Annotated in this window: 14 protein-coding genes; 8 read left to right on the top strand and 6 right to left on the bottom strand. The window is 63.7% G+C overall.

Going from position 1 to position 14,145, the window contains the following annotated elements:
- Positions 1–35 precede the first annotated feature (35 nt).
- Both cysK and NKJ55_RS23080 read left to right on the top strand, forming a co-directional pair.
- Positions 36–1,016, top strand: coding sequence for a cysteine synthase A (gene cysK / locus NKJ55_RS23085; protein WP_352451871.1), 981 nt, complete (start codon positions 36–38; stop codon positions 1,014–1,016).
- 134 nt (positions 1,017–1,150) lie between these two features.
- Positions 1,151–1,771 (top strand): glutathione S-transferase family protein, encoded by a 621-nt coding sequence (locus tag NKJ55_RS23080; protein WP_352451870.1) that lies wholly within the window; start codon positions 1,151–1,153, stop codon positions 1,769–1,771.
- A 15-nt stretch (positions 1,772–1,786) separates the two neighbouring features.
- On the opposite strand, the gene NKJ55_RS23075 is transcribed toward NKJ55_RS23080, so the two are convergent.
- On the bottom strand, positions 1,787–3,043 hold the full coding sequence (locus tag NKJ55_RS23075) for an RNA polymerase sigma factor (protein ID WP_352451869.1): 1,257 nt from the start codon (positions 3,041–3,043) through the stop codon (positions 1,787–1,789).
- Positions 3,043–3,396 carry a YciI family protein gene (locus NKJ55_RS23070; RefSeq protein WP_352451868.1) on the bottom strand — a complete coding sequence of 118 codons (354 nt, stop codon included), beginning with the start codon at positions 3,394–3,396 and terminating at the stop codon, positions 3,043–3,045. The genes NKJ55_RS23075 and NKJ55_RS23070 overlap by 1 nt, the downstream gene beginning before the upstream one ends.
- Before the next feature lie 253 nt (positions 3,397–3,649).
- Here NKJ55_RS23070 and NKJ55_RS23065 point away from each other — a divergent pair, with 253 nt between their 5' ends.
- From NKJ55_RS23065 to NKJ55_RS23055, 3 genes are all read left to right on the top strand, one after another.
- Positions 3,650–4,609 carry a TAXI family TRAP transporter solute-binding subunit gene (locus NKJ55_RS23065; RefSeq protein ID WP_352451867.1) on the top strand — a complete coding sequence of 320 codons (960 nt, stop codon included), beginning with the start codon at positions 3,650–3,652 and terminating at the stop codon, positions 4,607–4,609.
- Positions 4,610–4,770: 161 nt separating this feature from the next.
- The gene (locus NKJ55_RS23060) at positions 4,771–6,867 is read left to right on the top strand and encodes a TRAP transporter permease (protein ID WP_352451866.1); all 2,097 of its coding nucleotides are present in this window, start codon (positions 4,771–4,773) and stop codon (positions 6,865–6,867) included.
- Positions 6,864–7,247: a DUF1850 domain-containing protein gene (locus NKJ55_RS23055; RefSeq protein WP_352451865.1), complete on the top strand. Its 384-nt coding sequence runs from the start codon at positions 6,864–6,866 to the stop codon at positions 7,245–7,247. Before NKJ55_RS23060 ends, NKJ55_RS23055 begins: the two co-directional genes overlap by 4 nt.
- On the opposite strand, the gene NKJ55_RS23050 is transcribed toward NKJ55_RS23055, so the two are convergent.
- From NKJ55_RS23050 to NKJ55_RS23035, 4 genes are all read right to left on the bottom strand, one after another.
- Positions 7,136–8,158: a DUF4166 domain-containing protein gene (locus NKJ55_RS23050; protein ID WP_352451864.1), complete on the bottom strand. Its 1,023-nt coding sequence runs from the start codon at positions 8,156–8,158 to the stop codon at positions 7,136–7,138. The two genes, NKJ55_RS23055 and NKJ55_RS23050, sit on opposite strands and share 112 nt — an antisense overlap.
- Positions 8,116–8,871 (bottom strand): saccharopine dehydrogenase NADP-binding domain-containing protein, encoded by a 756-nt coding sequence (locus tag NKJ55_RS23045; RefSeq protein ID WP_352451863.1) that lies wholly within the window; start codon positions 8,869–8,871, stop codon positions 8,116–8,118. Before NKJ55_RS23045 ends, NKJ55_RS23050 begins: the two co-directional genes overlap by 43 nt.
- A 49-nt stretch (positions 8,872–8,920) precedes the next feature.
- The gene (locus tag NKJ55_RS23040) at positions 8,921–9,301 is read right to left on the bottom strand and encodes a thiol-disulfide oxidoreductase DCC family protein (RefSeq protein ID WP_245274773.1); all 381 of its coding nucleotides are present in this window, start codon (positions 9,299–9,301) and stop codon (positions 8,921–8,923) included.
- A 257-nt stretch (positions 9,302–9,558) separates the two neighbouring features.
- Positions 9,559–9,705: a hypothetical protein gene (locus NKJ55_RS23035; protein WP_023678994.1), complete on the bottom strand. Its 147-nt coding sequence runs from the start codon at positions 9,703–9,705 to the stop codon at positions 9,559–9,561.
- Positions 9,706–10,112: 407 nt separating this feature from the next.
- Between NKJ55_RS23035 and NKJ55_RS23030 the strand changes: the two genes are divergently transcribed.
- The 3 genes from NKJ55_RS23030 (at position 10,113) to ligD (ending at position 14,118) form a co-directional block, all read left to right on the top strand.
- Positions 10,113–10,619 carry a YciE/YciF ferroxidase family protein gene (locus NKJ55_RS23030; protein ID WP_352451918.1) on the top strand — a complete coding sequence of 169 codons (507 nt, stop codon included), beginning with the start codon at positions 10,113–10,115 and terminating at the stop codon, positions 10,617–10,619.
- Positions 10,620–10,755: 136 nt separating this feature from the next.
- Positions 10,756–11,607, top strand: coding sequence for a non-homologous end joining protein Ku (ku, locus tag NKJ55_RS23025; protein WP_352451862.1), 852 nt, complete (start codon positions 10,756–10,758; stop codon positions 11,605–11,607).
- A 9-nt stretch (positions 11,608–11,616) separates the two neighbouring features.
- A complete protein-coding gene (ligD, locus tag NKJ55_RS23020) occupies positions 11,617–14,118 on the top strand; it encodes a DNA ligase D (protein WP_352451861.1) in 2,502 nt (833 codons plus the stop codon).
- Positions 14,119–14,145 lie beyond the last annotated feature (27 nt).

The following is a 14,145-nucleotide window of genomic DNA, read 5'->3' as shown; positions in this document are numbered from 1 at the left end:
CCGACTCTTGCCGCTTGACCTCTGGGAGGAAATCAATGAACAAGCCCGCCACCCCCGCACAAGTGCCCGGCCGCGGCCGCATCTACAATTCGATCACCGAGACGATCGGCGACACGCCGCTGGTGCGGCTTGATAAATTCGCCAGGGAGAAGGGTGTCGTCGCCAATCTGCTGGCCAAGCTCGAATTCTTCAACCCGATCGCCTCGGTCAAGGACCGCATCGGCGTGTCGATGATCGAGGCATTGGAGGCTTCGGGCAGGATTACGCCCGGCAAGACCACCCTGATCGAGCCGACCTCGGGCAATACCGGCATCGCGCTCGCCTTTGCCGCCGCTGCCAAGGGCTACAAGCTGATCCTGACCATGCCGGAAACCATGTCCGTCGAACGCCGCAAGATGCTGGCTCTGCTCGGTGCCGAACTGGTGCTGACCGAAGGGCCGAAAGGCATGAAGGGCGCCATCGCCAAGGCGGACGAGCTGGCGGCAACGCTGCCCGACGCTGTCATTCCGCAGCAATTCGAAAACCCGGCCAATCCGGAAATCCATCGCCGCACCACGGCCGAGGAAATCTGGAACGACACCCATGGGGAAGTCGATATCTTCGTTGCCGGCATCGGAACCGGCGGCACCATCACCGGCGTCGGCCAGGTGCTGAAGAAGCGCAAGCCCTCGGTGCATGTCGTCGCGGTCGAACCGGAAGCCTCGCCGGTGCTGTCGGGCGGTCAGCCAGGCCCGCACAAGATCCAGGGCATTGGCGCCGGCTTCGCGCCAAAAATCCTCGATACGACGATCTACGACGAGATCGTCAAGGTCTCGAACGAGGATTCGGTTGCCAATGCACGGCTCGTCGCTCGGCTCGAAGGTGTGCCGGTCGGCATCTCGTCGGGTGCCGCCCTGCAAGCAGCGATCGTCGTCGGCTCGCGGCCCGAGAACAAGGGCAAGAACCTCGTCGTCGTCATCCCCTCCTTCGCCGAGCGCTATCTCTCGACGATCCTGTTCGAGGGGTTGGGGACTTAGGGTCTGGACACGAGTAGCGATCCCTTCGCGCTGCCCTCCGGCGGGCCGCTGAAAATACCTGTAGCGACATCGTTCGCTGGAGCGGCGGGTCCCTTCCGTATCAAATCGTCGCTGCCCGGCAGGTGGAGGACTTCATGTACAAGCTCTATACGCGTGCCAATACCGGCGGCTTTGTCATCGAGGCGGCGCTCGCTTTGGCGGGCGTGCCTTTCGACCAGATCGACGTTCCGAAGGGCCGACCCGACCAGGCCTTTTTAGATATCAGCCCCTTGAACCAGGTGCCGGTCCTGATCTTGCCGGACGGACGCTCGATGACCGAATCGGCGGCGATCTGCATCCTGCTGGCCGAGCGCCACCCGGAAGCAGGACTGGCGCCCGCTGCAAGTTCGGCTGACCGTGCCGACTTCCTGCGCTGGATGTTTTTCATGTCCTCCATCTATTCGGCTGACCTGCGGTTCTTCTACGCTCATCGCTACACGACCGATCCCCGCGGCGTGGACGCTGTCAAACAGGCGGCGGTCTCGGAAATGGATCGCAGCTTCGCCATTCTCGATGCCGCCCTCGCAGGCCATCACTGGCTGGCCGGCGACCGGCTCTCGCTGGCCGACATCTATCTCGTCATGTTGGTGGCCTGGCATCCGGAGGTCGCGAAGGTTCCAACCGCTTGGCCGAATATCGAACGCCTGTGGGCCAATTTGCGGGAACATCGAGTGATAAAGAGGCTGAATGCTTCCCACGACATGTGGCCGGCCTAAGCACTCCGCCTTGTCTCAGTGTCTTTCCGCGTGGCCGAGCCATGCCCGTCGTTCCTGCAGGAACCGGCGCACGGCCGGATCGCGTTCGAGGCCGATAGCCCGGTCATAGGCCTCGCTCGCTTGCGGAACTTTGCCGAGTCTGGCCAGCAGGCCCGCGCGGGCGGCCCAGTAAGGTTGATAGTCATACAGCCGCTTGTCGCCGCTGAGTTGATCAAGCGCGCCCAATCCTGCTGAAGCACCTTCGGCCTCGGCAATCGCCACCGCACGGTTGATCGACACCACCGGCGAGCCGGCAATCACCGACAGCGCGTCGTAGAGCTCCTTGATCGCGACCCAGTCGGTACAACCGGTCAGCCGCCGTGTCGTATGGGCGGATTGCACGGCGGCCTCGAGCTGGTAGCGGCCGACAACACCCTCGGCGGCCGCGCGCCCGAGCAGCGTCTCCGCTTCATCGATCAGGGTGTCGTCCCACAATGCAAGATCCTGCTCGGCCAGCGGCACATAGTCACCCGCCGCATTGCGCCGGGCTGCACGCCGCGCCTCGGCGAACAGCATCAGCGCCAGCAGGCCGAGTGCTTCCGGCTCATCCGGCATCAGCGAGGCGATCAGACGGCCGAGCCAGATGCCTTCGGTCGCGAGATTGCGGCGCCGCGTTTCGGTGCCGGCCGGGTCGGACCAACCTTCGGCAAACGCCGCGTAGATCGCTTCCAGAACGGTGCTCAGCCGCTCGCCGAGCTCGGCCCGCTCCGGCACGCGGAACGGAATGCCTGTCTCGCGAATTCGCGTCTTGGCGCGCACCAGGCGCTGGCTCATCGTGGCTGGCGAGACAAGAAAAGCCGAGGCGATGGTCGCTGCGTCGAAGCCCAGGACCGTCTGCAGGATCAGCGGTGCTCGCACGCCGGCCTCAATCGCGGGATGGGCGCAGGCAAACATCAGCCTGAGCCGCTCGTCCGGCAGGTCTTCCTCGGCCATGCGCGCCTCCATCTCCTCGGCGATCAGTCTGAGGTGGTCGCGGCCCGCCTCGCGTGTCAGCCGCCGTCTGACCGCGTCGACGCGGCGCTTGCGTGCCACCGCCAGCAGCCAGGCTTCCGGCTTATCGGGCACGCCCGCCTGTGGCCAACGCTCGAGCGCCGCTGCAAAGGCATCGGCCAATGCGTCCTCGGCAGCGGCCACGTCGCGCGTGCGCGCGGCGAGATAAGCGACCAGCTTGCCGTAGCTTTGCCGGGCGGCCGCTTCCGCCGCCGCCCGCGCAGTATCGGGCAATTCCGGCATCACATGGTGAGTTCCCAGATCGGCCGCACCTCTACCGTGCCGGTGCTGGCGCCCGGGCAGCGCGCCGCCCAGGCAATAGCGGCGTCGACGTCCTCCGCTTCGATCATATAGAAGCCGGCAAGCTGCTCCTTGGTGTCGGCATAGGGGCCGTCGAGCACGTTGGACTTGCCATTGGCCATCCGCACCGAGGTAGCGGATTGCGTCGGCTTCAGCCGGTCGCCGGCGAGCCAGGCTCCGGATTTCTTCAACGCTTCGGTGTAGGCGACGTACGCGCTCGACATCTGTGTCACCGCATCTGCTGGCGCGGCTGCCATCCCCGCTTCGTTTCCATAGATCAAAAGCATGTATCGCATGGTCTTCTCCCGTTTCTCGAAGGCCGCATCGTTGCGAGCCGGACTTATGTCGCGCGGCCCTGCCGGATTTCGACAAGCGCTGGAAAAATCTTTCTGCCGCGATGCGACCTCGCGCAAGCGCCAACGTGTTGCGGCACTGCTTAACCGTTCGTCTAATCGCTGCTATTGCGGGTTGGCATTTCCCGCCCGCTGTCTAAACTCGCTTCGTGCCGCCGAGGAGGGCACGGCGGCGAATTTTCAGGGAGGAAATCGCATGCTCAATTTCAGGACGAAATTTATTGCGGCCGGTGTGCTGGCGCTGTCGCTTGGCCTTGGCGCGGTATCGGTCAAGGCGCAGGAATTCATCAACGTGCTGACTGGCGGCACGTCCGGCGTCTACTATCCGCTCGGCGTCGCGCTGTCGGAAATCTACGGCAAGGGCATCGAAGGCGCGCGCACCCAGGTGCAGGCGACGAAAGCGTCGGTCGAAAACCTCAACCTGCTGCAGCAGGGCAAGGGCGAGATCGCCTTTGCGCTCGGCGATTCCGTCAAGCTGGCCGCCGAAGGCAACACCGAAGCAGGCTTCCCAGGCAAGCTCGACAAGCTGCGCGGCATTGCCGCCATCTATCCCAATTACATCCAGATCGTCGCCAGCAAGGAATCCGGCATCAAGACGCTCGCCGATCTCAAGGGCAAGAGCCTTTCGGTCGGCGCGCCGGCCTCAGGCACCGAGCTCAACGCCCGCACGATATTTGCCGCTGCCGGGCTGAAATACGAAGACCTCGGGCGGATCGAATATCTGCCCTTCGCCGAATCGGTGGAGCTGATCAAGAACCGCCAGCTCGACGCCACGCTGCAGTCGGCTGGCCTTGGGGTCGCGTCGATCCGTGACCTCGCCACCTCAGTGCCGGTAAACATCGTTGCCGTGCCGGCGGAGGACGTCGCCAAGATCGGCTCGCCCTATCTTTCCGTGGTCATCCCCAAGGGCACCTACGAGGGCCAGACCGAGGGTGTTGCGACCGCCGCCGTCGGCAATTTCCTGATCACCAGCGCCGATGTCTCCGACGAGACCGCCTACCAGATGACGAAACTGCTGTTCGAGCATCTCGACCAGCTCACCGCTGCCCACGCCGCCGCCAAGGCGATCGACCCGGCCAAGGCGCTCGACGGCATGCCGGTGCCGCTGCATCCAGGCGCCGAGAGGTATTACAAGGAAAAGGGATTGGTGAAGTAAGGAGCCATCCCTCCCCCTTGAGGAGAAGGTGAACAGCTGCCGAAGGCGAATGGACGGGTAGGGTCGGTTGAGGCCGCGCACTGCCGCACCGACCCCACCCGCCTCGCTTCGCTCGGCACCCTCCCCTCGAGGAGGGGACCGCCCCGCCAGGAACCCCGCTAATGACCGTAATCCCGACCGTTCTTTCCCCCACAGCGGAAGCTCCTGTCGAAGGATTGCCGCCTGGCTTCGGCGAAGGCATCGCCGGCAAGGCGGCTTTTTTTATCGCCATCGCCTTCTCCATCTTCCAAATCTACATCGCCGCCTATGGCAGCCTGCCGAGCCAGGTCATACGCGCCATGCATGTCGGCTTCCTGCTGCTGCTCGGCTTTGCCCTAATCGCCAATCTGCGCGCCAAAAGCGTCCCGGCGAAAGCAGTGTTCTGGACGCTCGGCCTGCTTGGTTTCGCCACCGGTCTGTACAATTGGGTGTTCTATGCCGACCTCATCCGCCGCTCCGGCTTTCTCACCACGCCTGACCTGATCGTCGGCGCGGTGCTGGTCGTGCTGGTCTTCGAGGCGGCGCGGCGGTTAATGGGGCTGCCGCTTGCCGTCATTGCCTTTATCTTTCTCGCCTACGCATTTGCCGGCAATCATCTGCCGCCGCCGTTCATCCATCGCGGTTATGATTTCGCCCAGCTCGTCGACACCTTCGCCTATGGCACCGAAGGCATCTACGGCACGCCGATCTATGTCTCGGCCGCCTACATCTTCATCTTCGTCGTTTTCGCCGCCTTTCTTGAGCGCGCCGGCATGATCGCGCTGTTCAACGATTTTGCGCTTGGCCTGGTCGGCTCATGGCGCGGCGGCCCGGCGCAAGTCTGCGTGCTGTCCTCGGCGCTGATGGGCACCATTTCCGGCTCCGGCGTCGCCAATGTGGTGGCCAGCGGCCAGTTCACCATCCCGCTGATGAAGCGCTTCGGTTTCCGCTCGGCCTTCGCCGGCGCCGTCGAGGCGACCTCGTCGATGGGCGGCCAGATCATGCCGCCGGTGATGGGAGCGGTTGCCTTTATCATGGCCGAGACCCTGAACATCCCCTATGCCGCGGTGGTCAAGGCGGCGATCATTCCGGCGCTGCTCTATTTCGGCGCCTGTTTCTGGCAGGTGCACCTGGAAGCCGGCAAGGCCGGCCTGCACGGCATGGCCAAGGCTGACCTGCCCAATCCGTGGGATGCGGTGAGACAACATTGGCCGCTGGTACTGCCTCTCGCAGCACTGATCTACCTGCTGTTTGCCGGCTACACACCGGTGTTCGCCGGCACCATGGGCCTGGCGTTGACCATTGTGCTTATCCTCGGCACGCCGCTGGCAGCATCGATCGGGCCGCTCGCCTTCCGCATCGTCTTCTGGCTGGCGCTCGGGCTTGCCGCGGCTTCCTTCATGAAATTCGGCGTCAACATCCTCAGCCTAGTCATCGCCGTGCTGGTCGCCGCCTGCCTCACCTTCAAGGGCGGGCGCGAGACGCTGCGCATATGCGTGGATTCCCTTGCCGAAGGAGCAAAGAACGCGCTGCCGGTCGGCATTGCCTGCGCCATTGTCGGCATCGTCATCGGCACGTTGACGCTTACCGGCATCGCCTCGACCTTCATCGGCTGGATCATCTCGATCGGCGAGAACAATCTGTTCCTGTCGCTGCTTTTGACCATGCTCACCTGCCTGGTGCTCGGCATGGGCATACCGACCATTCCCAACTACATCATCACTTCGTCGCTGGCCGGGCCAGCGCTGCTGTCGCTCGGCGTGCCGTTGGTGGTCAGCCATATGTTCGTCTTCTATTTCGGCATCATGGCCGATCTCACCCCGCCTGTGGCGCTGGCCGCCTTCGCCGCCGCACCCATGGCCAAGGAAAGCGGCCTCAAGATCGGCATCCAGGCCACCAAGCTTGCCATTGCTGGCTTCGTTGTGCCGTTCATGGCGGTCTATACCCCGGCGCTGATGCTGCAGGACCCCGGCCCGATCGCCGCCCAGTTCGGCTATCCCGTCGAGGTCGCCTATATCGTCATCAAAGCCTGCATGGGTATCGTCCTGTGGGGCGCCGCGGCGGTCGGATTTCTCGACCGGCGCATGGCCTGGTGGGAACGCCTCGTCGCCTTCGCCGCCGGCGTGCTGCTGGTTGCGGCGCTGCCGCTCACCGACGAGGCGGGCTGGGCGCTGTCCCTAGCCTGGATCGGCTGGCACTGCTGGCGCGCGCGGCAGGCTTCGCTGGCTAATTCAGCATGAGCCTCTGCATCGTCGCGGCCGGCAAGACGGTGACGCTCGCGGTCGCTGCCTTCACGCTCTCCTGGGTGCATTCGGTGGAGAAGACCCAGTGGCAGGAAGACTGGAAGGTGCTGCCGTCCGGCCTGCAGCTGGTCGAGGCCCGCATCAAGGGATCGGGCGCCGGGATGGAGCCGCCGCAAGGCTCGGTGCTGAGAAACGGCTGGTGGGTCTATGCGCCCAAGGTCGGGCCACAGCGGCGCCTCGCGCTCGCCGCCTCGGGCGCCACGGGTCAGGGCTGGACGCTGTGCACGGCGCAGGACTGTCGCGAACTGGCCAAGCTGGCAGGCGGCACGATCTCGCTGGAGCCGTGCGGGCCGGAGGGCTCCAGCCAGCCGCGGTAGCGGGCGATCATGCCGGCAAGCGGATGCGAGATCTCGACATGGAAGCGGAAGCGGCCATCCTTCACCGATTCGTAGGAAGTCGAGCGTGGACCGAGCCACATCGGAAGCGGCAGGCCAAAAAAACTCCAGCGGCGCAAGACCAGCGCCAGCCGGCCGTCATCGGCAACCAGCGCCATCGCGAAGGTCAGCGGGCCGAAGCGTTCGCACAGCAAGCGCTGCGATCGACCCCGGCCTGCGGACTGTAGGCTCGAAAAACTGTGCTTGCCGAATGTCCGGGTCCAGGTCTCGCCGTCCTTGTCGGTGTCGAAGCGGACATGAACCGGGATGTCCTCGCTTGCCCCGGGGAAGCCGACCGTCCAGGCCATTAGCCGGCCAAGAACATTGCGCCCGCGTTCGACGCGCGCGCGGCCTGCGGCCGTGATCGTACGGTCATGCATTGACCTAATTGCCTCGGGAAGGCCTTGCCAGGCGGCACCGAGCAGCTCGGCATAAAGCGGCTTGTCCTCGTCCGCCGCCCCGTTCCTGAAGCCGGTGTAGATTGTCCGCCCGGCGAACAGGGCATCATAATCCCGGAGCTCCAAATCGCGCACCCCCGCCCGTGCGCCCGGCGCGGGCTGATGTCCGGCCAGCGCTTTGCGGGCCAGTGCTTCGACCGCCATCGACGGGATCAGCGGCCCGTCATTGCCCTCGGCCAAGAGATGCCACGAGCGCTTGACGATGGCGCCCGCCCGGCCCGATCCCTCCACCTCGACGAACATGCCGCCGCGATGCTCGCCCCAGCGCAGCCGGTTCGTTGCCTGATGCATCAGCAGCGCCAGCGGCGAAAGCGAACCGATCAATCCGGTGCGCACCAGCCAGGCGAGGCCGATCAGGGCGCGGTGCAGCATTTCGGGAACCGGCCCGGCGCGCATCCAGATGGTCCTCGCCTCCGGCCAAAGCGCGGCCAAGGCGCGCAGGTCCGGAACGTCGACCAGAGAAAACAGCGTGTTTCGAAGCGGCAGCCGGCCCGGCGGCGCGATAGTGTAGCGCAGCTGCCCGGTAAACGGACGGCCTTGTTCGGGACGGCCATTGCGAACAAGCCGCACCGGCCGATAGCCCGGATGACGTTCCCGCCGACGCCGGCAAAGGGCGAAGGCGCGATGCCGCCGCGAATGCCGTCGACCCGCGTCAGGTCCGAAGACAGGCGACGCACCACCGCCGCCGTCAGCACCGGAAAGCTCGAGACGCCGGACAGCACGAAGACGCCGGCGTTTCGCGCCGCCTCGTCGAACGCAGAGACACCGGCGACGAAATCCGAGCCGTCGGCTAGATCGAGATAGTTGATGCGCCGGGCGATGCAGGCCTCGATCAGGCGATAGCGTCCCTCGCCATAGGCCTGGAACGGACCGCTCGCGTCGACTACAATATCAGGCTCAAATGCAGCGAGTTGCGCGGCGAGATCGCCGTCACGGTCGAACAGTGCCGGCACCAGCTGGGCTGCTGTCGGGGCGCGCTTCTTGCAATACGCGTCAGCCTTGGCGAGCGAGCGCCCGGCGACAAAGAGGATCAGATGCGGCTCGCCCTCCAAAAGCTCGACGGTGCGACCGCCAAAGGTGCCGTAGCCGCCGACGACAAGAACCTTCATCCGCAGTTCCCCCAAAATGCCCCGCCCGCTCCCGGCCACGGCAACGAACCTAACCGATCAATCTTGCCCTCACCTCGGCGGAAGGGATTTCGCAATTGTCCTTCTTGCCGAACAGGGCGTAGCGGTTCTTTGCGATACGGTCGTAGAGCCAGTCGCGAAGCGGGCGCGGCAACAGCAGCAGGATCCGCGCCGCCCGCCACGGCCAGCCGAGTTCGGCCATGACGGCAACGAAACTGTCCAGGCGGGTGAAAGCCGCGCCATCGACGATGACGAGATTGGTCTCGTAGCGATCCGTCCGCAGCCCGTATTTCTTGAACAGCATCTCGCCGAAGGGCGACTGCGCCGTTACGAAATGGAAACGGCCCTTGCGGTCGAGCTTCACCACCATGCGCACAAAGCCCGAGCACAACACGCAAATACCGTCGAACACGATCAACGGGCGACTTGATTCGAATTCTGGCGGCTCAGGAGAATGGTTCGGCTTGACGATCACGTGACGCCCGGCAGCTGGTGTCAGGCGACACTAGGCCTGCCGGCGGCTGGATCAAAGCCCGGAATGCTAGAGGCTTGGCGTTGTCGCACGCCGTCTGTCGGTCAGCGCAGGCCGCTCGGCGCGATAGGTCGTTGACCGATTGTCGGCGTCGGGCCGGCAGATTCGGCTGTCGTGACGGCTCTCCATGCTCATCATCAGCGCACGCTGATCCCAAGCGTGTTGCCACGGCGCGCGCAGGCGGGGCCTGGGCCGCGCATATAATAGCGCTCAGGCCGATAGGTCGGCGCGACGAATTCGCGGATGGCGGCGGCATAGCCGGCGATTTGATTCCAGAAGCTCATTTTACTCGGTCCCTGTCCCGTTTCGGATGTCCCTTCCGAATTGCGGGGATCATAGCGTCCAGGCGTGAATAGTCGGTGAACGCGATGTTAATCTCTGGTCGAAAATGCCTTTGTTCATGGCTGGAATGCGGCTGATTCGCGGTGTTTCCATGCAGTCCGGCGGCATTTCGTCCAGTGTGACTTTTGCATCACATATGTTTCGCCTGAATGTCGCAGAGGCGCGGTTTTGTTTCAGGTTTTGCCGGACCGCGAAATTTCCGTGCACGCGGCCGGAAAACCAGGAACCGGCCCGTCAGCCGCACGTTGATTCCCAGTGCCGGGACGAACCGGCGCCGCAGGCTGTGGTGCTCGGGTGGGCCGCAGCCAAAAAAATCCGAAACTGCAAGAGCAATGGAAAGGCAAAGGCCATGGGTTTCTTTTCGAAGGATATCAAAACCCTCGACGACCTCTTCGTGCACACGCTGCGCGACATCTATTACGCTGAAAAACAGATCGAGAAATCGCTGCCGAAGATGATCGACAAGGCGAGTGATGCGCAGCTGAAAGCCGGCTTTGAGAAACATCTCGCTCAGACCAAGGGTCATATCCAGCGTGTCGAGCAGGTGTTCGAACTGCACGGCGTGAAGGCCAAGCAGGTCGACTGCCCGGCCATCGACGGCATTCTCGAAGAAGCCGACGACGTCAGCGGCGACATCGCCGACAAGGAGGTCCTCGACGCTGCGCTGATCGCCTCCGCCCAGGCGGTCGAGCATTATGAGATGACCCGTTACGGCACCCTGATTGCTTGGGCCAAGCAACTGGGCCGCAGCGACTGCGCCAATGTGTTGGCCAACAACCTCAAGGAGGAGCAGGCAACCGACCGCAAGCTTACCGAAATAGCGGAAAGCAAGGTCAACCTGCAAGCCGCCGAGTAGGGCAGCGAGCGAGAACAAGGCAAGGCTGGGTTGAAAGCTCGGACTTGCCTTTTGCGCCGCCGGAACCGGAACGGACTTTGGCCGTTCTCGGTTGAACGCCGTTATCGGTTGAACATTGTCGCGCAGGGAGTTTGTCATGGCGCCGCGACCCGCCTGGAGAGGGTATCTCAAGCTTTCGCTGGTCACTTGCGCCGTCGAACTGACCAATGTCGTCACCCAGGCCGAGAAAGTCTCGTTCCGCGTGCTCAACCGCAAGACCGGCAATACCGTCAAGCGCGTCTATGTCGATTCGGCAAGCGGCAAGCCGCTCGATGAAGGCGACGAGATCAAGGGCTACGAGATCGGCGACGGCGACTTCGTCCAAATCGAGGAGGAGGAGATCGAAGCCGTGCAGATCGAATCCTCGCATACGATGAGCCTCGATGGTTTCATCGAAAAATCCTCGATCCAGCAGATCTATCTCGATGCGCCCTATTATGTGACGCCTGCGGACGAGGTCTCGGAAGAGGCCTTCGCCGTCATCCGCGACGCCATGGCCGCCAAGAAGACGGCGGGGCTAGCCCGCATTGTGCTCTATCGCCGCGAACGTCCGGTGGTCATCGAGCCGTTGGGCAAGGGTCTGCTGCTGACGACCCTGCGCTATGGCGATACGGTTCGCAGGCCCGAGATGGTGTTCGGCGACATCAAGCCGGTGAAGACCGACGCCGAGATGATCAGGCTGGCCGAACACATCGTCGATGAGAAACAGGCGAAGTTCGATCCTTCCGAATTCGAGGACAAATACGAAAGCGCCCTGATGGAGCTGGTCCGCGCCAAGAAGGCCGGCAAGAAGGCACCGAAGACCAAGGCGGAACCACGGCCCTCCAACGTCGTCAACCTCTTCGATGCGCTGAAGAAGAGCCTTTCGTCGGAAGCCGGTGCGCCGGCAAAGACCGGACGCCCGGCAAAAGGCGCCAAGTCCAAAGCCGCCCGGCGCAAATCTGCTTAGGATCCGCCCATGGCCGGCCTCGAGCAGTATCACGCCAAGCGCAATTTCAAGAAGACGGCCGAACCAGCCGGCAAGGTTTCGCGCGGCAAGAAAGCCGTGCCGGGTGGCATCTTCGTCATCCACAAGCATGCCGCCACCAGGCTTCACTACGACCTTCGTCTCGAGCACGGCGGCGTGCTGTGGAGCTGGGCGGTGACGCGAGGCCCGAGCCTCGACCCGCACGAAAAGCGGCTCGCCGTGCATGTCGAGAACCACCCGATCGACTATGCGCCGTTTGAAGGCACCATCCCGAAGGACCAATATGGCGGCGGCTCGGTCATTGTCTGGGATGAGGGAACTTGGGTCCCCGATGGCGACCCGGCAAAGGCGATGAAGAAAGGCCATATCAGTTTCGAACTGCATGGCCACAAATTGCATGGCGCATGGCATCTGGTGCGGCTGAAGCCGCGTCCGGGCGAAAAGCGTGACAACTGGTTGCTGATCAAATCCGACGATGCCGCCGCGCGTCCGGGCGAGGACATTTTGCAGGAGGCGCCGCAATCGGTGAAATCCGGCCTGACCATCGAGGAGGTCGGCCAAGGCAAGACCGCCGACGGCAAGAAGCCAAGCGTCTGGCAGTCCGACAGGCCGGCTACCGGCAAGAAGGCAGTCGCGGCAAGGCGGCTCGAATTCATCGAACCGGCGCTCGCAACGCTGGAGCGGGACGCGCCGCCCGGCAAGGACTGGCTGCATGAGGTGAAGTTCGACGGCTATCGCATGCAGGCGCAGCTTGCCGGTACCGAGGTGCGGCTTTTGACGCGCACCGGCCTCGACTGGACCGACAAATTCGGTGGCGCGATTGTCGCCGCACTTGGCGGCCTGAAATGCACCGACGCCATCATCGACGGCGAAATCGTCGTGCTGGCGGATAATGGCGTGTCGTCATTCTCGCTGCTGCAGCAAGATCTGTCGGCGGGCCGCACGGATCGTTTCATCTACTACGTTTTCGACCTGTTGCGTCTCAACGGTGAGGATATCCGTTCCGAGCCGCTGGTCGAGCGCAAGGAAAGGCTGCGCACTTTGCTCGCCGGACAGGCCGAGGATCAGGCTGTGCGCTTCAGCGACCACTTTGCCGAGCCCGGCAAGATCATGCTGGAGCATGCTTGCCGGCTGGGGCTCGAAGGCGTCGTCTCCAAGCGTGCCGATGCGCCCTACCGCAGCGGTCGTGTTCCCTCGTGGGTGAAGTCGAAATGCACGGCGCGCCAGGAATTCGTCATCGGCGGCTATATGCCGTCGGACAAGACCGGGCGCGGCCTGCGCTCGCTGCTGGTCGGCTATCACGAGGGCGGCAAGCTGCGCTATGCCGGCCGCGTCGGCACCGGCTTCACGGCCAAAAGCACCAACGAGTTGAAGAAGAGGCTTGATGCGCTAAAGACGACGTCCTCGCCCTTCGACAGGGCGGTGCCAAGGGGCAAGGGGCTGGTCTGGGTCAAGCCCGAACTTGTCGGCGAAGTGGAGTTTCGCAGTTGGACGTCGGACCGTATAATACGCCACGCGTCGTTCCAGGGATTGCGCGAGGACAAGCCGGCGGAGGAAGTCGTGCAGGAGAAACCGAAAGCACGCTCAGCTCCGGCAGAGCAGCCCAAGGCAAAGCCCGCCAAACCCGCCGGGACGGCGAAAACGTCGGTTACGCTGTCTCGCCCGGACAAGCTTCTGTGGCCGCAGGAGGAGGTGTCAAAGCAGGATCTAGTCGACCATTACGCACTGGTCTGGCCGCGCATGAAGCAATTCATCATCAACCGGCCGCTCAGCCTCGTGCGGGCGCCGGACGGCGTTGGCGGCCCACGGTTTTTCCAGAAGCATGCCTCAGCGGGCATGAGTGAAAAAATAGCCGTGATGAAGGATCCGACGGACGGCGAGGAAATCCTGTTCGTCCGCGATTTCGACGGCGTCGCGGCGCTGGTGCAACTGGGCGTCGTCGAGATCCACATCTGGGGCTCGACCACCAACGATCTGGAAAAACCCGACCAGATCATCTTCGATCTTGATCCGGACGAGGGCGTCGACGTGAAGGCGGTGCGCGCGGCGGCGCTCGATATCCGCGGCCGGCTCGACGAACTGTCCCTGCCGAATTTCGTCAAGACGTCAGGTGGCAAGGGCTATCATGTCGTCGTGCCGCTGAAGCCGTCGGCGGATTGGGACGAGGTCAAAGGCTTCGCCCATGAGTTCGCCCGAGCGCTCGAACAGGCCGCGCCCGACCGCTACACGGCGACGCTGTCGAAGAGGGCGCGCACCGGCAAGATTTTCGTCGATTATCTGCGCAACGGCCGCGGCGCCACCACGGTTGCGCCTTATTCGTCGCGCGCCAAAAAAGGCGCCACGATATCGATGCCAGTGACCTGGGCGGAAATCGAGGCCGGATTGCCGCCGAACGCCTTTCCGATCGGCGACAAGACGACGCTGAAGCGGCTCGGGCAAGCCGATCCCTGGGCGGATTTTTTCAAGCAGGCTAAGCCGCTCAAGCGCGGCTAATGCATGTCGCGCAAAAATGTGCAGCGG

Source organism: Mesorhizobium sp. M0106, from assembly GCF_040322715.1.
Lineage (GTDB): Bacteria > Pseudomonadota > Alphaproteobacteria > Rhizobiales > Rhizobiaceae > Mesorhizobium.
This window is presented reverse-complemented; position numbering and strand designations above follow the sequence as displayed.

Bases quoted from the DNA above. Each gene is read 5' to 3' on its own strand.
- cysK (WP_352451871.1), top strand. From the start codon at position 36: ATGAACAAGCCCGCCACCCCCGCACAAGTGCCCGGCCGCGGCCGCATC.
- NKJ55_RS23080 (WP_352451870.1), top strand. From the start codon at position 1,151: ATGTACAAGCTCTATACGCGTGCCAATACCGGCGGCTTTGTCATCGAG.
- NKJ55_RS23075 (WP_352451869.1), bottom strand. From the start codon at position 3,043: ATGCCGGAATTGCCCGATACTGCGCGGGCGGCGGCGGAAGCGGCCGCC.
- NKJ55_RS23070 (WP_352451868.1), bottom strand. From the start codon at position 3,396: ATGCGATACATGCTTTTGATCTATGGAAACGAAGCGGGGATGGCAGCC.
- NKJ55_RS23065 (WP_352451867.1), top strand. From the start codon at position 3,650: ATGCTCAATTTCAGGACGAAATTTATTGCGGCCGGTGTGCTGGCGCTG.
- NKJ55_RS23060 (WP_352451866.1), top strand. From the start codon at position 4,771: ATGACCGTAATCCCGACCGTTCTTTCCCCCACAGCGGAAGCTCCTGTC.
- NKJ55_RS23055 (WP_352451865.1), top strand. From the start codon at position 6,864: ATGAGCCTCTGCATCGTCGCGGCCGGCAAGACGGTGACGCTCGCGGTC.
- NKJ55_RS23050 (WP_352451864.1), bottom strand. From the start codon at position 8,158: ATGCGCGCCGGGCCGGTTCCCGAAATGCTGCACCGCGCCCTGATCGGC.
- NKJ55_RS23045 (WP_352451863.1), bottom strand. From the start codon at position 8,871: ATGAAGGTTCTTGTCGTCGGCGGCTACGGCACCTTTGGCGGTCGCACC.
- NKJ55_RS23035 (WP_023678994.1), bottom strand. From the start codon at position 9,705: ATGAGCTTCTGGAATCAAATCGCCGGCTATGCCGCCGCCATCCGCGAA.
- NKJ55_RS23030 (WP_352451918.1), top strand. From the start codon at position 10,113: ATGGGTTTCTTTTCGAAGGATATCAAAACCCTCGACGACCTCTTCGTG.
- ku (WP_352451862.1), top strand. From the start codon at position 10,756: ATGGCGCCGCGACCCGCCTGGAGAGGGTATCTCAAGCTTTCGCTGGTC.
- ligD (WP_352451861.1), top strand. From the start codon at position 11,617: ATGGCCGGCCTCGAGCAGTATCACGCCAAGCGCAATTTCAAGAAGACG.